The sequence below is a fragment of the Methylomonas paludis genome, from assembly GCF_018734325.1.
Lineage (GTDB): Bacteria > Pseudomonadota > Gammaproteobacteria > Methylococcales > Methylomonadaceae > Methylomonas > Methylomonas paludis.
Genome location: NZ_CP073754.1, coordinates 2897589 through 2916330, shown reverse-complemented (window position 1 = coordinate 2916330; position 18742 = coordinate 2897589). Strand labels below are relative to the sequence as shown.

Sequence of the window (18742 nt, the reverse complement as noted above, 5' to 3'; positions counted from 1 at the left end):
TAGGTATTGACTCATGGCAAAAGAAAAATTTGAAAGAAAAAAACCGCACGTTAACGTAGGAACCATTGGTCACGTTGACCACGGTAAGACCACATTAACAGCGGCATTGACCAAAGTAATGGCCGAGCTGCAAGGCGGCGAAGTAAAAGCTTTCGATCAAATCGACAATGCGCCAGAAGAGCGTGCGCGCGGTATTACTATTTCGACCTCGCACGTAGAATACGAATCAGCCAAACGCCACTACGCTCACGTAGACTGCCCAGGCCATGCTGACTATGTTAAAAACATGATCACTGGTGCGGCGCAAATGGATGGTGCGATTCTGGTTTGCTCTGCAGCGGATGGCCCAATGCCACAAACCCGTGAGCATATCCTGTTGTCAAGACAGGTTGGCGTACCTTATATCGTGGTATTCCTGAACAAAGCCGACATGGTCGACGATGCTGAATTGATCGAACTGGTTGAAATGGAAATTCGCGAACTGTTAAACCAATACGAATTCCCAGGCGACGACACCCCGATCATCGTGGGTTCAGCCCTGAAAGCCCTGGAAGGCGACACCAGTGAAATCGGCGTACCTTCAGTGGTCAGACTGGTAGAAGCATTAGACAGCTATATTCCAGAGCCAGAGCGGGCAATCGACGGTAAATTCCTGATGCCTATCGAAGACGTTTTCTCCATTTCCGGTCGTGGTACTGTCGTAACCGGACGTGTTGAGCGTGGCATTATTAAAGTAGGTGAAGAGGTCGAAATCGTTGGCATTAAACCAACCGTTAAAACCACTTGCACCGGTGTGGAAATGTTCCGCAAACTGCTGGATCAAGGTCAGGCAGGCGATAACGTAGGTGTACTGTTACGCGGCACCAAACGTGATGACGTTGAACGTGGTCAAGTATTGGCTCACGTTAACAGCATCAAACCACACGCACATTTCAATGCCGAAATTTACGTATTATCCAAAGAAGAGGGTGGTCGTCATACGCCATTCTTCAACGGCTACCGTCCACAGTTCTACTTTAGAACGACCGACGTAACCGGAGCTGTGGATTTGCCCGAAGGTGTGGAAATGGTTATGCCTGGCGATAATATCTCGGTAATCGTCAAACTGATTTCTCCCATTGCGATGGAAGATGGTTTGCGTTTTGCCATCCGTGAAGGTGGCCGTACTGTCGGCGCCGGTGTTGTTGCTTCAATCATAGAGTAAGCAGAATGGCAAATCAAACTATACGTATCCAATTAAAAGCGTTCGATCACAAGTTGATTGATCAATCGGCAGGTGAAATTGTCGAAACTGCAAAGCGCACCGGTGCCCAAGTTAAAGGCCCGATTCCTTTGCCGACCAGAAAAGAACGTTTTACCATATTGATTTCTCCGCACGTTAATAAAGACGCGCGGGATCAATATGAATTGAGAACTTACAAAAGATTGCTTGATATTGTAGAGCCAACCGATAAAACCGTAGATGCCCTGATGAAACTGGATCTGGCGGCTGGGGTTGATGTTCAAATTAAGCTTAAATAAAGCGAAGTTATATTTTAGAGGGATTGGCAGATGTCAATAGGTCTTGTAGGTCGTAAATGTGGTATGACCCGAATTTTTGGTGAAGATGGCGTTTCCGTGCCAGTAACAGTATTGCAAATAGAATCCAATCGGGTGATTCAGGTGAAAGACCTGGAAACCGATGGTTATCGGGCAATTCAGATTGCGGCAGGAGATGTGAAATCTTCGAAAGTCAATAAGGCGCTGGCCGGACATTATGCAAGTGCAAATGTCACTGCGGGTCGCGGCTTGTGGGAATTCAGATTAAAAAGCGACGAAGGTCAAGAGCTGTCTGCCGGTTCCGAATTAAAAGCTGACGTGTTCGCGGCGGGTCAAATTGTGGATGTCTCAGGTACTAGTATTGGTAAAGGTTTTGCCGGTACCGTGAAAAGACATAATTTTAGAACACAGGATGCCACTCACGGTAACTCGCGTTCACATCGGGTACCTGGTTCAAATGGTATGAACCAAACTCCGGGCCGGGTTTTCAAAGGCAAAAAAATGTGTGGACAAATGGGTAATGTTAAAACAACCGTGCAAAATCTGACTATTCATTCTGTAGATTTGGATAGAAATTTGATTTTGGTCAAAGGTGCTGTCCCAGGTGCGAAAGGCGGTGACGTCATAATCACACCCGCAGTAAAAAAAATAAATAAAGGTTAAATTATGAGTTTGCTAGTACCTGCAATCGGCAATCAAGATTCTGCCCAAGCACTGGATGTTTCAGAAGCGGTGTTCGGTCAGGATTTTAATGAAACTTTAGTACATCAGCTGGTGACAAAATACCTTTCAGCAGCGCGCGCCGGTACTAAAGCCCAAAAAAATCGTGCTGCAGTTAGCGGCGGCGGTGCCAAGCCTTTTCGGCAAAAAGGTACAGGCCGTGCGCGTGCTGGTACCACACGTGGGCCAATCTGGCGTACTGGTGGGGTAAGTTTTGCTGCTCAGCCTAGATCATTTGATCAAAAACTGAACAAAAAAATGTATAAAGTCGGTATACGTTCAATATTTTCTGAGTTGTTAAGACAAGATAGATTGGCAGTATTTAACGATTTTGTCCCATCTGCACCCAAAACAAAAGAATTCCTGGGCAAAATTAAAGGAATTACTGAAGGCAGATTACTGATTGTTGCGGATGAGCTGACTGATAATTTGATATTGGCTGCCAGAAACCTGCCCAATGTGGCCATACTGACTCCAATCAGTGTTGATCCGGTATCTTTGGTTTATGCCGATAAAGTAATTGTAAGCACGACTGCTTTGAAACAAATTGAGGAGCGTTTGGCATGAGTAGCGAAAATATATTATTAGCCAACGTGTTGTATGCACCTATCGTATCCGAAAAAAGTGCAAACGCTGCGGATCAAAGCAATCAATTTGTTTTTAAGGTTAAAAAGACAGCTACCAAGCTGCAAATTAAAAAGTCCGTAGAATTGATGTTCGGTGTTAAAGTCGAATCTGTTCGCGTACTGAATGTAAAAGGTAAAATAAAACGTTTCGGACGTTCTATAGGTAAACGCTCAGACTGGAAAAAAGCATATGTAAAATTGCAGTCTGGACACAGTATTGAATTAGCAACGGCTTAATTTAAAAGATCAATAGGAGCGGTAGAAAAGCATGGCTATTCTAAAATCAAAGCCGACATCTCCAGGTTCTCGGTTTGTAGTAAGTGTACAAAATAATGATTTGCATAAGGGTAAGCCATTTGCACAACTACTCGATAAAAAGAGCAAAACTGGTGGTCGGAATAATTCTGGAAGGATAACAACACGACACATCGGTGGTGGACATAAAAAATTCTACCGCATTGTTGACTTTAAAAGAGACAAAACCGACATCCCGGCCGTCGTGGAACGGATCGAATACGATCCTAATCGTACAGCTAACATTGCATTAATCTTGTTCAAAGATGGCGAGCGTCGCTATGTAATTGCCCCTAAGGGTATCGAAGTTGGTCAGGAGCTGTTAAGCTCGGAAACCACACCGGTAAAGCCTGGCAACTGCATGCCATTACGCAATATGCCGCTGGGTACAACCTTGCATTGTGTGGAATTGAAACCAGGTAAAGGTGCACAAATCGCCAGAAGTGCTGGTACCTCAGTACAATTGGTCGCCAAAGATGGAGCCTACGTCACCTTACGTTTACGTTCAGGTGAGATGAGAAAAGTCATGGCTGATTGTAAAGCTGTGGTAGGTGAAGTTTCCAATTCCGAGCATAATCTGATATCGCTCGGCAAAGCGGGTGCAAAAAGATGGCGTGGTGTCAGACCAACCGTGCGCGGTGTGGCGATGAACCCGGTCGATCACCCACATGGCGGTGGTGAAGGCAGAACATCTGGTGGTCGTCACCCAGTATCACCTTGGGGTACACCCACTAAAGGTTATAAAACTCGTAAAAATAAACGTACTGACAATATGATTGTTAGACGCCGTAAGCAAAAATAAGAGGTATCAGACGTGCCGCGTTCAATTAAAAAAGGTCCATTTATTGATCATCATCTGCTTAAAAAAGTAGAAGAAGCAGTGAGAACAAATAATAGGAAACCAATTAAAACTTGGTCGAGAAGATCGATGATCAGCCCGGATATGCTGGGCTTGACCATAGCAGTGCACAATGGCAAGCAACATGTTCCTGTCTTGATTTCAGAAAACATGGTCGGTCACAAGTTGGGGGAATTTTCGCCAACCAGAACCTATAAAGGCCATATTATTGATAAAAAATCGAGATAAGGAGTTAATATGGAAGTTTCAGCCAAATTAAGCAATGCACCTTTATCTGCACAAAAAGCCAGATTAGTTGGTGACCAAATTCGCGGCCTGCCTGTTGAGAAAGCCCTGAACCTTTTGACTTTCAGCTCTAAAAAAGCCGCCGGGATTATTAAAAAAGTCCTGGAGTCGGCTATTGCCAATGCGGAGCACAATGAAAGCGCTGATGTTGATGAGTTGCGTGTTTCAACAGTTTTTGTGAATGAAGGCACAACCTTAAAAAGAGTAAGCGCGAGAGCCAAAGGCCGAGCCAATCACATACTCAAAAGAACATGTCACATAACAATCAAAGTATCAGAAAACTAATAGAGGTATAAGATGGGTCAAAAAGTTCATCCTACAGGCATACGCCTGGGGATAGTTAAAGATTGGACTTCCAGATGGTATGCAAATAGCCAGAATTACCCGATTTTTCTGTTACAGGATCTGAAAGTTCGCGAGTATATTAAAAAGAAGTTGGCACACGCATCAGTTAGTCGGGTACAGATTAATCGGCCGGCTAATAACGCTAATATCACCGTGCACACAGCGCGGCCTGGTATCGTTATTGGTAAAAAAGGTGAAGATATCGATGTTTTGAGACAAGAAATCTCAAAAATGATGGGCGTCCCCGTTCAGTTAAATGTTGAAGAAATCAGAAAGCCTGAATTGGATGCTTATCTGGTGGCAGAAAGCATTGCTCAACAGTTGGAAAAACGTATTATGTATCGCCGCGCCATGAAACGTGCCGTGACCAATACCATGCGTTTAGGTGCAGAAGGAATAAAAATCACCGTTGCCGGTCGTCTGAATGGTGCAGAAATTGCTCGTACCGAATGGTATAGAGAAGGTCGGGTGCCATTGCATACCTTACGTGCAGACATTGATTACGGTACAGCTGAAGCGAAAACCACTTACGGAATTATAGGCATCAAAGTCTGGATTTTCAAAGGTGAAGTATTCGACCTGGATGCTCACACAGCATCCCTGAATGCTGATTCTAAAAAATAGTTGAAGGGATCATAAGAAAATGCTTCAGCCAAAAAGAACTAAATTTCGTAAACAACACACCGGCAGAAATAACGGTACAGCCCTGCGCGGCTCTTCGGTCAGCTTCGGTGAGTATGGATTAAAGTCGGTAAGTCGTGGTAGAATGACTGCCCGCCAAATTGAGGCGGCACGTCGTGCTATCAGTCGGCATGTGAAACGGGGTGGGAAAATCTGGATCAGAATTTTCCCTGATAAACCGATCACTAAAAAACCATTGGAAGTGCGGATGGGTAAAGGTAAAGGTAGCGTTGAATACTGGGTGGCACAGATTAAGCCTGGTACCATGCTGTTTGAAATTGAGGGCGTCTCGGAAGAGTTGGCCCGTGAAGCCTTTGAACTTGCAGCTGCAAAATTGCCGGTTAAAACAACATTTTCTGCACGGACTATAATGTAATGAATGCGACAGAATTGCGTACCAAAACCAAAGAAGAGTTAAACACAACACTTTTTGAATTAGCTCGTGAACAGTTCAATTTAAGAATGCAAAAAGGAACTGGACAACTCGCCAAATCAAGCCAGGTTAAACAGGTAAGACGTGATATTGCCCGTATCAATACCATTTTAAGTGAAAAGGCGAGAGTTAATGTATGAGCAATAATGTAGAAAAAGTCCGCACCGTCACTGGTCGGGTGGTCAGCAATAAAATGGATAAAACCGTAGCTGTATTAGTAGAGCGTTTGGTGAAACATCCTGTGTACGGTAAATATGTAAAAAGATCTACCAAATTTCTGGTACATGATGAAGCCAATCAATGTCAGGAAGGTGATATCGTTTCTATTACATCCAGCCGGCCAATTTCTAAACGCAAAACCTTTACGTTGGTAGAAGTTTTAGAAGCTTCTAATAAATAATTAATCGAACTACAAGTTAGGTAATTCAAAATGATTCAGATGCAAACTAGCCTTGACGTCGCCGACAACAGCGGTGCCAAAAAGGTCATGTGTATCAAAGTACTAGGTGGTTCACACCGGCGTTATGCTGGTATTGGTGATATCATCAAAGTAAGTATTAAAGATGCCATGCCTAGAACCCGGGTTAAAAAAGGGGATGTATATAACGCCTTAGTGGTAAGAACCCGTAAAGGTGTGCGCAGAGCAGATGGTTCTGTGATTCGTTTTGACGGAAATGCGGCAGTCATTTTGAACAACCAGCTTCAGCCTATAGGCACACGTATTTTTGGACCGGTTACCCGCGAATTAAGAGGAGATAAATTTATGAAAATTATATCTCTGGCGCCAGAAGTTTTATAAGTAAAGGTACCAAAAATGCAAAAAATTAAGCAAGGCGATGAAGTTATTGTCATCACCGGAAAAGATAAAGGCAAATTAGGGAAAGTTGCAAAAATATTGGAAAATAACAGGATTATCGTTGAAGGTGTTAATAGAGCGAAAAAACACCAAAAAGGTAATCCTAATCTGGGCGTTTCAGGCGGAATCGTCGAAAAAGACATGCCCATCGATATATCCAATGTGGCTTTATTCAATCCTAAGACAAAAAAAGCAGATCGTGTCGGTTTTAGATTTGATGAAGGAAAAAAAGTCAGATTTTTTAAATCAACCAACGATGTTGTCAGTCTCTAAGGGGATAAAGTTATGGCAAGACTAGAATCAAAATACAAACAGGAAATTATCCCTGCATTGCTGGAACAGTTCGGTTACCAAAGTGTAATGCAGGTGCCAAAGCTGACTAAAATCACCCTGAATATGGGTGTAGGTGGTGCAATTGCCGATAAAAAGGTATTGCAATCCGCTGTAGCAGATATGGAAAAAATTGCCGGCCAAAAAGCAGTAGTTACCTTGTCCAGAAAATCAATTGCTGGATTTAAAATTCGTGACAACATGCCGATTGGTTGTAAGGTTACCCTGCGCGGTGCCAAAATGTACGAGTTTTTTGATCGTTTGATCACCATTTCAATTCCGCGGATCCGGGATTTTCGTGGTTTAAATTCTAAAAGTTTTGATGGACGCGGTAACTATACTCTGGGCATTAAAGAGCAAATTATATTTCCTGAAATAGATTACGATAAAATCGACACCCTGCGTGGTTTGGATATTTGTATCACAACAACCGCCACTACAGACGAAGAAGGTTTGGCGTTGTTGAAACTATTCAATTTTCCATTTAAAAACTAAGGGCGATATTATGGCTAAGAAATCTATGATAGCGCGCGAAGTAAAACGCGCTAATTTGATCAAAAAATATAATGCAAAACGTAGCGCATTAAAAGAAGTGATCAGATCACCAAACACTTCTTATGAAGAAAAAGAAAATGCTCAAATCCAGCTGCAAAAATTGCCTAGGGATTCCAGCGCATCACGGTTACGCAACCGCTGTAACCTGACGGGTCGTCCGCATGGTTATTACAGAAAATTCGGTCTTAGCCGGAACAAGCTCAGGGAAGCCACAATGCGTGGTGATGTACCCGGCTTGTCAAAAGCTAGTTGGTAATTTCTGGTCAGTGGTATTTGGAGAAATAATATGAGCATGACAGATCCAATAGCAGATATGTTGACCAGAATTAGAAATGGTCAATCTGCTGGAAAGAAAAGTGTAAAAATCCCTTCATCAAAATTAAAACTGGCTATTGCCAAAGTTTTAAAAGAAGAAGGCTATATTACAGATTATAAAGTTGAAGCGAACGGTTCCCATTCCGAGATGACGGTTGAATTAAAATATTTCAATGGTGTACCGGTTATTGAAAACGTCAAACGCATCAGCCGGCCTGGTTTAAGAATTTATAGATCGAAAGATGAACTGCCTAAAGTGTTAGGTGGTCTTGGCATCGCTATAGTCTCGACCTCAAACGGTGTTATGACTGATCGTGCTGCCCGTGCCATTGGTCACGGTGGCGAAGTTCTCTGCACCGTTTGCTAGGAAATAATAGGAGATATTTATGTCAAGAGTAGCTAATGCTCCAATTACAGTACCCTCAGGTGTGGAAATCAATCTGAGTGAGAATTTAATCCAGGTCAAAGGCAAATTAGGTGAATTGAGTTTCGGTATCCGCGATTCTCTTGAATTGGATATTGATGCCGATTCAATCAGAATTAAATGGAACGACAACGTCAAAGGTGCAAAAGCCTTGGCTGGTACAGCTCGTGCCTCCATTAACAATATGGTTAAAGGCGTTTCCGAAGGTTTTGTTAAAAAAATGTTATTGGTTGGTGTCGGTTATAGAGCACAAGTCAAAGACAATTTGCTGACACTTTCTTTGGGATACTCAAATCCGGTCGAATATCCAATTCCTGAAGGGGTAACTATTGAAGCTCCAACGCAAACTGAGCTTTTGGTAAAAGGTAGCGACAAACAAAAAGTCGGACAAGTGGCATCAGAAATAAGAGCCTTACGGCCGCCAGAACCTTATAAAGGTAAAGGTGTGCGGATTGCTGATGAATATGTTGCTAGAAAAGAAGCTAAGAAAAAATAGGTAACCGTGATGGAAAAGAAATCTTCCAGAAGTAAAAGAGCTTTAAAAATAAGAAGCAAAATTAAAAAGTTGGACGTTAACCGCCTGACTATCCACCGTACTTCCCTGCATATCTATGCGCAGGTGTTAAGTAGCGATGGTAAATCTACCCTGGCTGCTGCATCAACCGTGCAAGGCGAAGTAAAATCCGCTGTTAAAAACACCAGTAATATTGAAGCCGCAATTGAAGTGGGTAAATCTATTGCTGCAAAAGCGATTGCTGCTGGCGTGACTGAGGTTGCATTTGATCGCTCAGGATTTAAATATCATGGTCGCGTCAAAGCATTAGCAGATGCTGCACGTGAAGCCGGATTGAAATTTTAGGGGAATATTATGGCAACAGCACCAGCTCAAGGTAGTACAGACGGTTTGCAAGAAAAATTGGTTTCCGTTCGCCGCGTGGCAAAAGTAGTAAAAGGTGGTCGGGTTTTTGGTTTTGCGGCGCTGACAGTTGTTGGCGATGGCGATGGTCGCGTTGGTTATGGTGTTTCCAAAGCCCGTGAAGTACCAGTCGCGATTCAAAAATCACTGGAACAGGCGCGCAAGAATATGCGCAAAGTAGCACTGAAAGAAGGCACTCTGCAATATTCTGTTATGTCAAATACCGGAGCGGCCAAAGTTTACATGCAGCCTGCTTCTGAAGGTACCGGAATTATTGCCGGTGGCGCTATGCGCGCTGTCTTCGAAGTGGTAGGCGTACATAATGTCCTGGCTAAATGTATAGGTACCAGTAATCCTATCAATGTGGTAAGAGCCACAATTAATGGTCTTACTTCCATGCATGATGCCAAGCATATTGCATCGAAACGCGGTTTGAGCGTTGAACAAATTACAGGGTGATATATGTCAGTCAAAACATTAAGTGTCACGATGACTAAAAGCAAACATGGTCGCTTAAAAGACCATCAACTTTGCTTGAAAGGTTTGGGTCTGAGCCGGATCCGCCAAGTCGTCAATGTCATTGATACCCCAGAGAATCGCGGGATGATCAATAAAGTTGCATATATGGTTAAAGTTGAGGAAGTCTAATGTATTTAAATGCTATCCAAGCAGCACCTGGCTCCAGAAAAAAAGCTAAGCGTGTTGGTAGAGGTATAGGCTCAACTGATGGTAAAACCTGCGGTAGAGGCCATAAAGGTCAAAAAGCACGTAGCGGTGGCTATCATAAAGTTGGTTTTGAAGGTGGTCAGATGCCTTTACAACGTCGTTTGCCAAAAGTGGGTTTTACTTCGCGTACCAAAAAATTTACTGCAGAAGTAAGATTGAGCGAGCTGAATGGTTTGGGTGTTGATGTCATTGATTTACAGGTATTGATTGACAGTAATGTCGTTCCGGTTTTTTCTAAAAAAATCAAACTGGTCAACACCGGCACCGTTACTAAATCGCTGACATTAAAAGGACTCAATGTAACAGACGGTGCTAGACTGGCAATTGAAGCTGCTGGCGGCAAAGTTGAGGCATAAGTGAGTACTAAAGGCTATGATATTCCAGCTGGAAAATTTCGTTTCGGCGAATTAAAATCCAGATTGCTATTCGTATTGGGCGCATTTGTTGTCTACAGAGTCGGTGCGCATATTCCGGTTCCCGGAATTGATCCGAACGCATTGGCAACCATGTTTCAGCAACAGTCCGGATCCATTTTGGACATGTTCAATATGTTTTCGGGTGGCGCTTTAATGCGTTTAAGCCTGTTTGCACTAGGGATTATGCCTTATATTTCGGCTTCCATCATTATGCAGTTAATGACGATTGTCATTCCTGCTATGGAACAGCTGAAAAAGGAAGGTGAGTCAGGACGGCGCAAAATTTCGCAATACACGCGTTATGGTACCGTAGTTTTGGCCATGTTTCAGTCCGTTGGTATATCGTTAGCCCTGGAAAATCAGACAGCGGGTGGTCTGGCTGTAGTGATACAACCCGGCTTAGGTTTTGTAGTGGTTACCACCATTACCTTGGTTACCGGTACCATATTTTTAATGTGGCTGGGTGAACAGGTTACCGAACGCGGTATTGGTAATGGTATTTCGCTAATTATCTTTGCCGGTATCGTTTCCGGCTTGCCACATGCTATCGGCGGTACGCTGGAATTGGCCAGAACCGGTGAAATGAACAGCGCCTTTATTATCGTGCTGTTTGCTCTTGCCGTTGCGGTTACAGGTATTGTGGTATTTGTCGAGCGCGGTCAACGGCGTATTTTGATAAATTACCCGAAAAGACAGCAAGGCAATAAAATGTATGCTGGGCAAAGTTCGTTTTTGCCTTTGAAGCTTAATATGGCTGGCGTAATTCCGCCTATTTTTGCCTCCAGTATCATTTTGTTTCCGGCCACTATTGCCGGGTGGTTTGGTAATGTAGATGGCTTTGGCTGGTTGCAGGATATATCGACAGTATTGTCGCCAGGTCAGCCAGTTTATGTGCTTTGTTACGCCATAGCCATCGTGTTCTTTTGTTTTTTCTATACCGCGTTGGTCTTTAATTCAAAAGAAACTGCGGACAATCTGAAAAAATCAGGGGCTTTTTTACCAGGGATCAGACCAGGTATTCAAACCACTAAGTATATTGATAAAGTCATGACACGTTTGACCTTAATAGGTGCGGTGTACATTACTTTAATTTGCTTGCTGCCAGAATTTTTGATCGTTTACTGGAACGTGCCTTTTTCATTTGGTGGCACTTCATTATTGATTATCGTCGTCGTTGTCATGGATTTCATATCACAAATGCAAACGCACTTGATGTCTCAACAATATGAAGGTCTATTGAAAAAAGCGAACCTGAAAAAATAACAAATTATTGGAGTTAAATTATGAAAGTGCGAGCATCCATAAAAGCAATCTGCAAAAGTTGCAAAATCATTAAAAGAAACGGAGTAGTGAGGGTTATCTGTAAGGATGGCCGCCACAAGCAACGTCAAGGTTAGATTTTTTTGCAAATTATTTTCAAGGCTGATATAATAATCGGCTAAACTTTATATTTATAGTACCGATCTGGGAGTATCTGAATGGCGCGTATTGCCGGTATTAACGTAGCTGATCACAAACATGCGGGTATTGCGTTAACCGCTATTTATGGCATTGGCAGACAAACTGCAAAAGAAATTTGCAGTGAACTCGGAATTGAAGCGAGTGTAAAAATTCGTGAATTGTCCGAAGAACAGGTTGAGTCTATCCGTAAGATTATAGCTGGAATGACAGTGGAAGGCGATCTCAGAAGAGAAGTCTCTATGAATATAAAGCGGTTGATGGATCTGGGTTGCTATCGCGGCATTCGTCATCGCCGTGGCTTGCCCTTAAGAGGCCAGCGTACACGCACTAACGCTCGGACAAGAAAAGGTCCTAGAAAACCCGTCACTAAATAAGATTCAAGAGATATAAGGTAAGTAGATGGCAACTCAAAATCGAGTAAAAAAGCGGATAAAAAAAGAAGTATCCGATGGAATTGTGCATGTACATGCATCCTTTAATAATACTATTGTGACTATCACTGATAGAAAAGGCAATGCACTGTCCTGGGCAACCTCCGGTGGCTCTGGTTTTAGAGGGTCAAGGAAGAGCACGCCATTTGCTGCACAGGTCGCTGCGGAAAAAGCTGGCGCCGTCGCTCAAGAATATGGAATGAAAAACCTGGATGTTTTGATTAAAGGTCCTGGCCCAGGTCGGGAATCAGCGGTTAGATCGCTTAATAATCTAGGTTTTAAAATAACAAATATTGTGGATGTTACGCCTATCCCGCACAACGGATGCCGTCCACCAAAGAAACGTCGTGTTTAGGATATTGGAGTAATTAAATGGCAAGATATCTTGGGCCATCCTGCAAATTAAGTAGAAGAGAAGGCACTGATTTATTTCTCAAGAGCAGAGGTAAATCGCTAGAAGGTAAATGTAAGTTGGATCAGCGTCCCGGACAGCATGGTGCGAAACGTACCAGAAACTCCGATTATGCTATTCAGTTACGTGCAAAACAGCGTCTGCGTCGGATTTATGGTGTTCTTGAGAAACAGTTCAGAAACTATTATAAAGCGGCTGACCTCCAAAAAGGTGCAACCGGTCAGAATTTGCTGAACTTTCTGGAGTCGCGTTTAGATAACGTTGTGTACCGTATGGGCTATGCCTCTACTCGTGCCGAAGCCAGACAATTAGTATCGCACAAAGCTATTCAGGTCAATGATCAAACCATCAACATTGCGTCTTACCAATTAAGCGCAGGTGATCAGGTTAAAATTCGTGAAAAAGCTAAAACCCAGCAACGTATTAAAGATTCTTTGACAGTGACTGAGCAATACGGCTTTCCATCATGGGTAGAAGTTAACCCAAAAGATATGAGCGGTATTTTCAAAGCTGTTCCAGATCGCGCTGAATTAGGTTCTGATATCAACGAGCAGTTAGTTGTTGAGCTTTATTCCAAGTAATCATTCCAGGATTTAAACTATGCAGAGTTCCATTGTTGGTCTTTTGAAGCCTCGGTTAGTTGAGGTAGTCAGCGAAACGGCCAACCATTCGAGAATTGTGATCGAACCGTTAGAGCGCGGCTTTGGGCATTCCTTAGGTAATGCACTCAGACGCGTTATGCTTTCTTCTATTCCAGGATGTGCAGTAACCGAATTAGCTATTGATGGTGTGTTGCACGAATTTACCACCATTGAAGGTGTTCAGGAAGATGTTATTGATATCATCCTGAATTTAAAAAAATTGGCTGTAGTAATACACGGAAAAGATGAAGTTACCTTGACGCTTTCCAAAAAAGGCGTTGGTAAAGTAACGGCTCGTGATCTGGAGATACCGCATAACGTTGAGATCATAAATCCGGATTTGGTGATTGCCAACATTACTCAAGATAGTGCCTTCAATATTCGAATTAAGGTTGAGCGTGGTAGAGGTTATGTGCCGGCTAGCGTCAGAAAAGAACAATTTGAAGATGCGCCAGTTGGTGTGTTGATGGTTGATGCGGCATTCAGCCCGATTATCAAAGTGGCTTACCATGTTGAAACAACGCGGGTAGAACAGCGCACAAATCTGGATAAATTAATTATTGAGCTGGAAACCAACGGTACTGTTGATCCTGAGCAAGTCATTAAACTGGCGGCTTCAATATTGCACGATCAGCTTTCCGTCTTCGTTGACTTTGAAAAAGTTAATGAACAGGTTTATGAAGAAGAAATTATCGAAGAACAGGCTTTTGATCCCGTTTTATTAAGACCTGTTGATGATCTGGAGTTAACCGTACGTTCGGCGAACTGCTTAAAAGCTGAAAATATTTTCTACATAGGTGATCTGATTCAGCGTACCGAAGTTGAGTTATTGCGTACGCCTAATCTGGGTAAAAAATCATTAACCGAAATAAAAGACATATTGGCTCTGAAAGGTCTGTCTTTGGGTATGCGCCTAGAAAACTGGCCACCTGAAAATTTAGCAGATCAATCCCAAGTTGGAATTTGAAATTAAGGCATTAAGCAATGAGACATCGTAAATCTGGAAGACAGTTAAATAAAAATAGCAGCCATAGAAAAGCTTTATTCAGCAATATGGCCGTTTCTTTGTTCAAGCATGAGTTGATCAAAACCACTTTGCCTAAAGCAAAAGAACTGCGCATGTTGGCAGAACCGCTGATTACTTTATCTAAAGAAGATTCAGTGGCTAAACGTCGTCAGGCTTTCGCTAAATTACGTGACAGAGACATTGTTACCAAATTGTTTAATGAGCTGGGCCCACGTTATCAAGCCCGGAACGGCGGCTATTTGCGTATCATTAAATGTGGTTTTAGAAGTGGTGACGATGCACCTATGGCATATGTTGAACTGGTCGATAGACCAGATGCCAATCCAGTCGCAGAATAAAGATTATTCTACACTGCCAAACCCTGGGTTTATCTTGTATAAGCTCGGGGTTTTTCGTGTCTGCCGTCCTAGTTTAAAGTTTTCGCAGGAATTCCAATTTCTGCTTAATCTTGATTTCAAGTCCGCGTTCCACTGGCGCATAATAACGACGACCTTTTAGTTTTTCCGGAAAATAATTTTCACCGGCGGCATAGCCATGTGTTTCATCATGGGCATAACGATAATCCTTGCCGTGGCCCAATTCCTTCATTAGTTTAGTTGGAGCGTTGCGGAGATGATCTGGTACTTCCAGCGAACCGGTATTGCGTACATCAGCCATCGCCGCTTTGTAAGCAACATATACCGCATTGCTTTTCGGCGCACAGGCCATATATACCACTGCTTGAGCTAAAGCCAGCTCACCTTCTGGAGTACCCAGGCGCTCATAGGCCTGGGTGGCATCTAAAGCCATTTGCAAGCCACGTGGATCAGCGTTACCGATGTCTTCACTGGCCATGCGTATTACTCGCCTGGCAATATATAAAGGATCACAGCCGCCATCCAGCATCCGGCACAGCCAATAAAGCGCCGCATCCGGGTCGGTGCCGCGTACAGATTTGTGTAGGGCAGAAATCTGATCATAAAAAATATCGCCTTGTTTATCAAAACGATTAGCATGACCTTGCAGCGCTTCATTGACAATTTCATAGTCAATCACTTCCCGGCCTTGGCGGGTTTCAGCTAAATCGGCGGCAATTTGCAGGATGTTCAAGCAGCGTCTGGCATCGCCATCTGCAGCCTTACCAATCAAAGCAACTACCGCATCCTCCACGCTTAGGTGACGGCTGCCCAGGCCATGTACTTGGTCGGTTAAAGCTCGATGGATCAAAATATTTAAATCCTCGGCATCAATGCTACGCAGTACATAAACCCGTAAACGTGATAACAAGGCGTTGGTCAGCTCAAAAGATGGATTTTCAGTGGTTGCGCCAAATAAAATAATCGCACCGCTTTCTATCGGTGCCAATAAAGAATCTTGCTGGCTTTTGGAAAAACGATGGATTTCATCAATAAATACTACCGTTTTCATGCCGGTGGTGACTTTAATTTGCTCTGCTTCGCTGACTGCTGCTCGAATGTCCTTAACGCCTGCCATCACCGCTGATAATTCAATAAAATGGCTATCGGCACTGGCGGCAATAATTTTAGCCAAGGTGGTTTTACCAACGCCAGGCGGCCCCCAAAACACCAGAGAATGTAATAAGCCATTATCAATGGCTGTGCGTAACGACTTGCCTGGCGCTAATAAATGTTGTTGGCCAATAATTTCGCTAACACAGGTTGGGCGCATACGCGCCGCCAAAGGAGCCTGATTTAATGGATGCTGAAGATTCATGGCAAAATTATAGGTTATATCAAGGCTTAAGATTTGAGTTTTAGCTAAGCAAATGGGTATGGTAAGCGAGTACTTATCTGGCATGATGTTATTGAATTTCTTGTAATCATACTTCGGTTTAAGCTGATTGAAGTATCGGTACGGCCCCCAAAATGAAAAACCTGGGAGTGACTGGTAAAAATGTTAGGCAATCCGGGGTTTTTTCATTAGAATTAGCGCCACTTTACCGTTTAGCCAGACCAATACCATGGATTTAAAGTTTTTAGATTTTGAACAACCCATCGCCGAACTGCAAGCCAAGATAGAAGAATTGCGTAAAGTCGAACTTCATAACAATTTCGACATTTCCGAAACTCTTAAGCAACTTGAACAAAAATGCGAAAGCCTAACCGAGACTATCTTTACTGATTTGTCTGATTGGCAAATGTCGCAATTATCCCGGCATCCCGGCCGTCCATATACCCTGGATTATATCTCACTGATATTCACAGATTTTCATGAGTTGCATGGTGACCGTACTTATGCCGATGATCCGGCCATTGTTTGTGGTCTGGCCCGATTGAATGGTCAGGCTGTCGTTGTGATAGGCCATCAAAAAGGCCGTGACACCAAAGAAAAGATTTATCGGAATTTCGGTATGCCGCGTCCGGAAGGTTATCGCAAAGCGTTGCGGGTGATGAAACTGGCCGAACGTTTCCAGTTGCCGATTATTTGTTTCATCGACACACCGGGCGCTTATCCTGGTATTGGCGCTGAAGAGCGCGGTCAGAGCGAAGCCATCGCCCGTAATTTGTTCGAGATGGCCAAACTGAAAACTCCGATTATTTGCACTGTCATTGGTGAAGGTGGTTCGGGTGGTGCTTTAGCCATTGGTGTTGGTGACCGCTTGCTGATGCTAGAATACAGCACATATGCGGTAATATCACCGGAAGGTTGCGCCTCCATACTCTGGAAAAGCGCTGATAAAGCCCAATTAGCAGCAGAAGCGATGGGGATTACCTCAGATAGAGTGCGTGAGCAAGGTCTGTTGGACGAGGTGATACGTGAACCTATCGGTGGCGGGCATCGCAATTTTGAAAAAGTAGCGGCCAACGTTCGGGAAGCGTTGTTACGTCATCTCGATGAATTAAATTACGAAGCTCAGCAAATGGATCGCCTGTTGGAAAAACGCTATCAACGCATCATGCGCTTTGGCTCTTATTATGAATAAACTTTAGTTTATCAGCCATCCTAAGGGCCGATTTATCGGCCTTTTTGTTAGCGGAAAGCTCACAAGATGGAGTCGATCGGAAAGTGGTGTTATGCTCGACACAGACGCTGAGCCAATCGTTTCGCTGAGCGCTACCAGCCCAACCCAAGCTGACGGAACATCATGACTGAACTTGCTTTTTCGTGTGTGGCCGATCTGCTGGAGGCTGACACCAAAAATATCCTGATTGCCTATAGCGGCGGCCTGGATTCTCAAGTGCTGCTGCATTTATGTGCCGCCCAGACCGCACTCAAACCTAAACTAAGTGCTGTTCATATTCATCATGGTCTGCAATCAGCGGCTGATGTCTGGGCCGAACATTGTCGGCGGCAATGTGAGGCAAATGGTGTTAACTATATAATGCTAAAAGTTAATGCCACACCTCAAGTTGGCGAAAGTCCCGAGGCCGCTGCTCGACGCGCCCGCTATGCAGCCTTGCAGCAGTTGGTCCAAGCTGACGATATGTTACTTGTTGCCCAGCATCGTGAAGATCAGTTGGAAACTGTATTATTGCAACTGTTTAGAGGCAGTGGCCTGGCCGGTCTGGCTGCCATGCCGGTCAGTATGGCATTTGGCAAAGGTAAATTGCTGCGACCGCTTTTGCATATCGCCAAACAGGACATTCAACGTTACGCTCAACGCCATGCCTTACAATGGCAGGAAGATCCCAGTAATCAAAGTAATGATTTTGACCGAAATTATTTACGTAATCAGATTATTCCCTTATTAAAGCAACGCTGGCCGGCATTGGACAAAACCGTGGCCCGCACTGCCAGTCATTGCGGGCAGGCCTGGCAAATTCAGCAGGAATACTTGTCAGACTGCCTGAATGATCTGCTTGATCCTCAGGATCAAGGCTTCAATTTGGCTAAATGGCAGCTAATGGCAAGCCCCAGGCAAGCTTTAGCCCTGCGCAACTGGTTAATTAATATTGGGCTAAGGCCGCCTAGTCAGGCGCAGTTGCAAGTTATCATCACCCAGCTTATTCCGGCTCGGGATTCGGCCCTGCCACAATTGTTGATACAGGGACATACCATCCGTAAATATCGGCAGAAACTGTATTGCTTACCGGTTCAGGCGCAGAATCTGGATGTGCTTGAGCCTATTACCTGGCCGCCGCAAATTACGCAGCTAGCCATAGCCAACCTTGGGCAAGTGAGTTGTGATCTGGCTGATATGGGTATCGATAGGCAAATCTGGCAAGCCGGCACGGTGGTTATCAGCTTTCGCCACGGCGGCGAAAAACTTAAACTATCTGGCAGAGTAGGTCATCACCGCCTGAAAAATCTGTTTCAGGAGGCCGGTGTGCCACCCTGGCAAAGAGACAAATATCCACTTATCTATATTGACCAACGTCTGGCTGCTGTTGCCGGCTTATGGGTCGCAGAATGGGCTTGGTCGGTAGCACCGGGCAAATGTTATCAATTACACTGGCAACCCAACTAAAATACATCTTATCTTGGGGCTGGCCGGTTAAGTGCAACAGCC

At 43.9% G+C, this 18742-nt stretch carries 32 protein-coding genes; 31 read left to right on the top strand and 1 reads right to left on the bottom strand.

Going from position 1 to position 18742, the window contains the following annotated elements; genetic code table 11:
- The first annotated feature begins 13 nt into the window (after positions 1–13).
- From tuf to rplQ, 29 genes are all read left to right on the top strand, one after another.
- A complete protein-coding gene (tuf, locus tag KEF85_RS13165) occupies positions 14–1204 on the top strand; it encodes an elongation factor Tu (protein ID WP_215581294.1) in 1191 nt (396 codons plus the stop codon).
- Positions 1205–1209: 5 nt separating this feature from the next.
- A complete protein-coding gene (rpsJ, locus tag KEF85_RS13160) occupies positions 1210–1521 on the top strand; it encodes a 30S ribosomal protein S10 (protein WP_013820389.1) in 312 nt (103 codons plus the stop codon).
- 30 nt (positions 1522–1551) lie between these two features.
- Positions 1552–2202, top strand: coding sequence for a 50S ribosomal protein L3 (gene rplC / locus KEF85_RS13155; RefSeq protein WP_215581292.1), 651 nt, complete (start codon positions 1552–1554; stop codon positions 2200–2202).
- A gap of 3 nt (positions 2203–2205) precedes the next feature.
- On the top strand, positions 2206–2826 hold the full coding sequence (gene rplD, locus KEF85_RS13150; protein ID WP_215581290.1) for a 50S ribosomal protein L4: 621 nt from the start codon (positions 2206–2208) through the stop codon (positions 2824–2826).
- Positions 2823–3122, top strand: coding sequence for a 50S ribosomal protein L23 (gene rplW, locus KEF85_RS13145; RefSeq protein WP_215581288.1), 300 nt, complete (start codon positions 2823–2825; stop codon positions 3120–3122). The genes rplD and rplW overlap by 4 nt, the downstream gene beginning before the upstream one ends.
- Positions 3123–3153: 31 nt before the next feature.
- Positions 3154–3981 (top strand): 50S ribosomal protein L2, encoded by an 828-nt coding sequence (gene rplB, locus KEF85_RS13140; RefSeq protein WP_215581287.1) that lies wholly within the window; start codon positions 3154–3156, stop codon positions 3979–3981.
- A 12-nt stretch (positions 3982–3993) separates the two neighbouring features.
- Positions 3994–4266, top strand: a complete 273-nt coding sequence (gene rpsS, locus KEF85_RS13135; protein ID WP_215581284.1) for a 30S ribosomal protein S19 — start codon at positions 3994–3996, stop codon at positions 4264–4266.
- 9 nt (positions 4267–4275) lie between these two features.
- On the top strand, positions 4276–4608 hold the full coding sequence (rplV, locus tag KEF85_RS13130; RefSeq protein WP_215581282.1) for a 50S ribosomal protein L22: 333 nt from the start codon (positions 4276–4278) through the stop codon (positions 4606–4608).
- Positions 4609–4620: 12 nt separating this feature from the next.
- Entirely contained in the window at positions 4621–5292 is a 672-nt protein-coding gene (gene rpsC, locus KEF85_RS13125; RefSeq protein WP_215581280.1) for a 30S ribosomal protein S3, read from the top strand.
- A gap of 19 nt (positions 5293–5311) precedes the next feature.
- Positions 5312–5725 carry a 50S ribosomal protein L16 gene (gene rplP, locus KEF85_RS13120; RefSeq protein ID WP_020484808.1) on the top strand — a complete coding sequence of 138 codons (414 nt, stop codon included), beginning with the start codon at positions 5312–5314 and terminating at the stop codon, positions 5723–5725.
- Positions 5725–5922 carry a 50S ribosomal protein L29 gene (gene rpmC / locus KEF85_RS13115; RefSeq protein ID WP_215581278.1) on the top strand — a complete coding sequence of 66 codons (198 nt, stop codon included), beginning with the start codon at positions 5725–5727 and terminating at the stop codon, positions 5920–5922. Before rplP ends, rpmC begins: the two co-directional genes overlap by 1 nt.
- Positions 5919–6182 (top strand): 30S ribosomal protein S17, encoded by a 264-nt coding sequence (gene rpsQ, locus KEF85_RS13110; protein WP_215581276.1) that lies wholly within the window; start codon positions 5919–5921, stop codon positions 6180–6182. The genes rpmC and rpsQ overlap by 4 nt, the downstream gene beginning before the upstream one ends.
- Positions 6183–6212: 30 nt before the next feature.
- Entirely contained in the window at positions 6213–6581 is a 369-nt protein-coding gene (gene rplN / locus KEF85_RS13105; protein WP_215581274.1) for a 50S ribosomal protein L14, read from the top strand.
- Between the two features lie 15 nt (positions 6582–6596).
- A complete protein-coding gene (gene rplX / locus KEF85_RS13100) occupies positions 6597–6911 on the top strand; it encodes a 50S ribosomal protein L24 (protein WP_215581272.1) in 315 nt (104 codons plus the stop codon).
- A gap of 12 nt (positions 6912–6923) precedes the next feature.
- The gene (rplE, locus tag KEF85_RS13095) at positions 6924–7463 is read left to right on the top strand and encodes a 50S ribosomal protein L5 (protein ID WP_215581270.1); all 540 of its coding nucleotides are present in this window, start codon (positions 6924–6926) and stop codon (positions 7461–7463) included.
- A gap of 10 nt (positions 7464–7473) precedes the next feature.
- Positions 7474–7779: a 30S ribosomal protein S14 gene (gene rpsN / locus KEF85_RS13090; protein WP_215581268.1), complete on the top strand. Its 306-nt coding sequence runs from the start codon at positions 7474–7476 to the stop codon at positions 7777–7779.
- A 30-nt stretch (positions 7780–7809) separates the two neighbouring features.
- On the top strand, positions 7810–8205 hold the full coding sequence (gene rpsH, locus KEF85_RS13085; RefSeq protein WP_215581265.1) for a 30S ribosomal protein S8: 396 nt from the start codon (positions 7810–7812) through the stop codon (positions 8203–8205).
- Positions 8206–8224: 19 nt separating this feature from the next.
- Positions 8225–8758, top strand: coding sequence for a 50S ribosomal protein L6 (rplF, locus tag KEF85_RS13080; RefSeq protein ID WP_215581263.1), 534 nt, complete (start codon positions 8225–8227; stop codon positions 8756–8758).
- A gap of 9 nt (positions 8759–8767) precedes the next feature.
- Positions 8768–9121, top strand: coding sequence for a 50S ribosomal protein L18 (gene rplR / locus KEF85_RS13075; RefSeq protein ID WP_215581261.1), 354 nt, complete (start codon positions 8768–8770; stop codon positions 9119–9121).
- A 9-nt stretch (positions 9122–9130) separates the two neighbouring features.
- On the top strand, positions 9131–9637 hold the full coding sequence (gene rpsE / locus KEF85_RS13070; RefSeq protein WP_215581259.1) for a 30S ribosomal protein S5: 507 nt from the start codon (positions 9131–9133) through the stop codon (positions 9635–9637).
- A 3-nt stretch (positions 9638–9640) separates the two neighbouring features.
- Complete coding sequence (gene rpmD, locus KEF85_RS13065) at positions 9641–9826, top strand: 50S ribosomal protein L30 (protein WP_215581257.1); 186 nt, start codon at positions 9641–9643, stop codon at positions 9824–9826.
- Positions 9826–10260: a 50S ribosomal protein L15 gene (rplO, locus tag KEF85_RS13060; RefSeq protein ID WP_215581255.1), complete on the top strand. Its 435-nt coding sequence runs from the start codon at positions 9826–9828 to the stop codon at positions 10258–10260. Before rpmD ends, rplO begins: the two co-directional genes overlap by 1 nt.
- Positions 10261–11583 (top strand): preprotein translocase subunit SecY, encoded by a 1323-nt coding sequence (secY, locus tag KEF85_RS13055; protein WP_215581253.1) that lies wholly within the window; start codon positions 10261–10263, stop codon positions 11581–11583. It abuts the gene before it with no gap.
- Between the two features lie 20 nt (positions 11584–11603).
- Positions 11604–11717, top strand: coding sequence for a 50S ribosomal protein L36 (rpmJ, locus tag KEF85_RS13050; protein ID WP_215581251.1), 114 nt, complete (start codon positions 11604–11606; stop codon positions 11715–11717).
- 81 nt (positions 11718–11798) lie between these two features.
- The gene (gene rpsM / locus KEF85_RS13045) at positions 11799–12155 is read left to right on the top strand and encodes a 30S ribosomal protein S13 (RefSeq protein ID WP_215581249.1); all 357 of its coding nucleotides are present in this window, start codon (positions 11799–11801) and stop codon (positions 12153–12155) included.
- Positions 12156–12180: 25 nt separating this feature from the next.
- Positions 12181–12567, top strand: coding sequence for a 30S ribosomal protein S11 (gene rpsK, locus KEF85_RS13040; RefSeq protein ID WP_215581247.1), 387 nt, complete (start codon positions 12181–12183; stop codon positions 12565–12567).
- Positions 12568–12584: 17 nt separating this feature from the next.
- Positions 12585–13205, top strand: coding sequence for a 30S ribosomal protein S4 (gene rpsD / locus KEF85_RS13035; RefSeq protein WP_215581245.1), 621 nt, complete (start codon positions 12585–12587; stop codon positions 13203–13205).
- A gap of 19 nt (positions 13206–13224) precedes the next feature.
- Positions 13225–14232, top strand: a complete 1008-nt coding sequence (locus KEF85_RS13030) for a DNA-directed RNA polymerase subunit alpha (RefSeq protein WP_215581242.1) — start codon at positions 13225–13227, stop codon at positions 14230–14232.
- A 17-nt stretch (positions 14233–14249) separates the two neighbouring features.
- Positions 14250–14630: a 50S ribosomal protein L17 gene (gene rplQ / locus KEF85_RS13025; protein ID WP_215581240.1), complete on the top strand. Its 381-nt coding sequence runs from the start codon at positions 14250–14252 to the stop codon at positions 14628–14630.
- 73 nt (positions 14631–14703) lie between these two features.
- On the opposite strand, the gene KEF85_RS13020 is transcribed toward rplQ, so the two are convergent.
- Entirely contained in the window at positions 14704–16005 is a 1302-nt protein-coding gene (locus tag KEF85_RS13020; protein WP_215581238.1) for a replication-associated recombination protein A, read from the bottom strand.
- A gap of 247 nt (positions 16006–16252) precedes the next feature.
- On the opposite strand from KEF85_RS13020, the gene accA reads away from it, so the two are divergent.
- The gene (gene accA, locus KEF85_RS13015; protein ID WP_215581236.1) at positions 16253–17215 is read left to right on the top strand and encodes an acetyl-CoA carboxylase carboxyl transferase subunit alpha; all 963 of its coding nucleotides are present in this window, start codon (positions 16253–16255) and stop codon (positions 17213–17215) included.
- A 162-nt stretch (positions 17216–17377) separates the two neighbouring features.
- Positions 17378–18700, top strand: a complete 1323-nt coding sequence (tilS, locus tag KEF85_RS13010) for a tRNA lysidine(34) synthetase TilS (protein WP_215581234.1) — start codon at positions 17378–17380, stop codon at positions 18698–18700.
- Positions 18701–18742 lie beyond the last annotated feature (42 nt).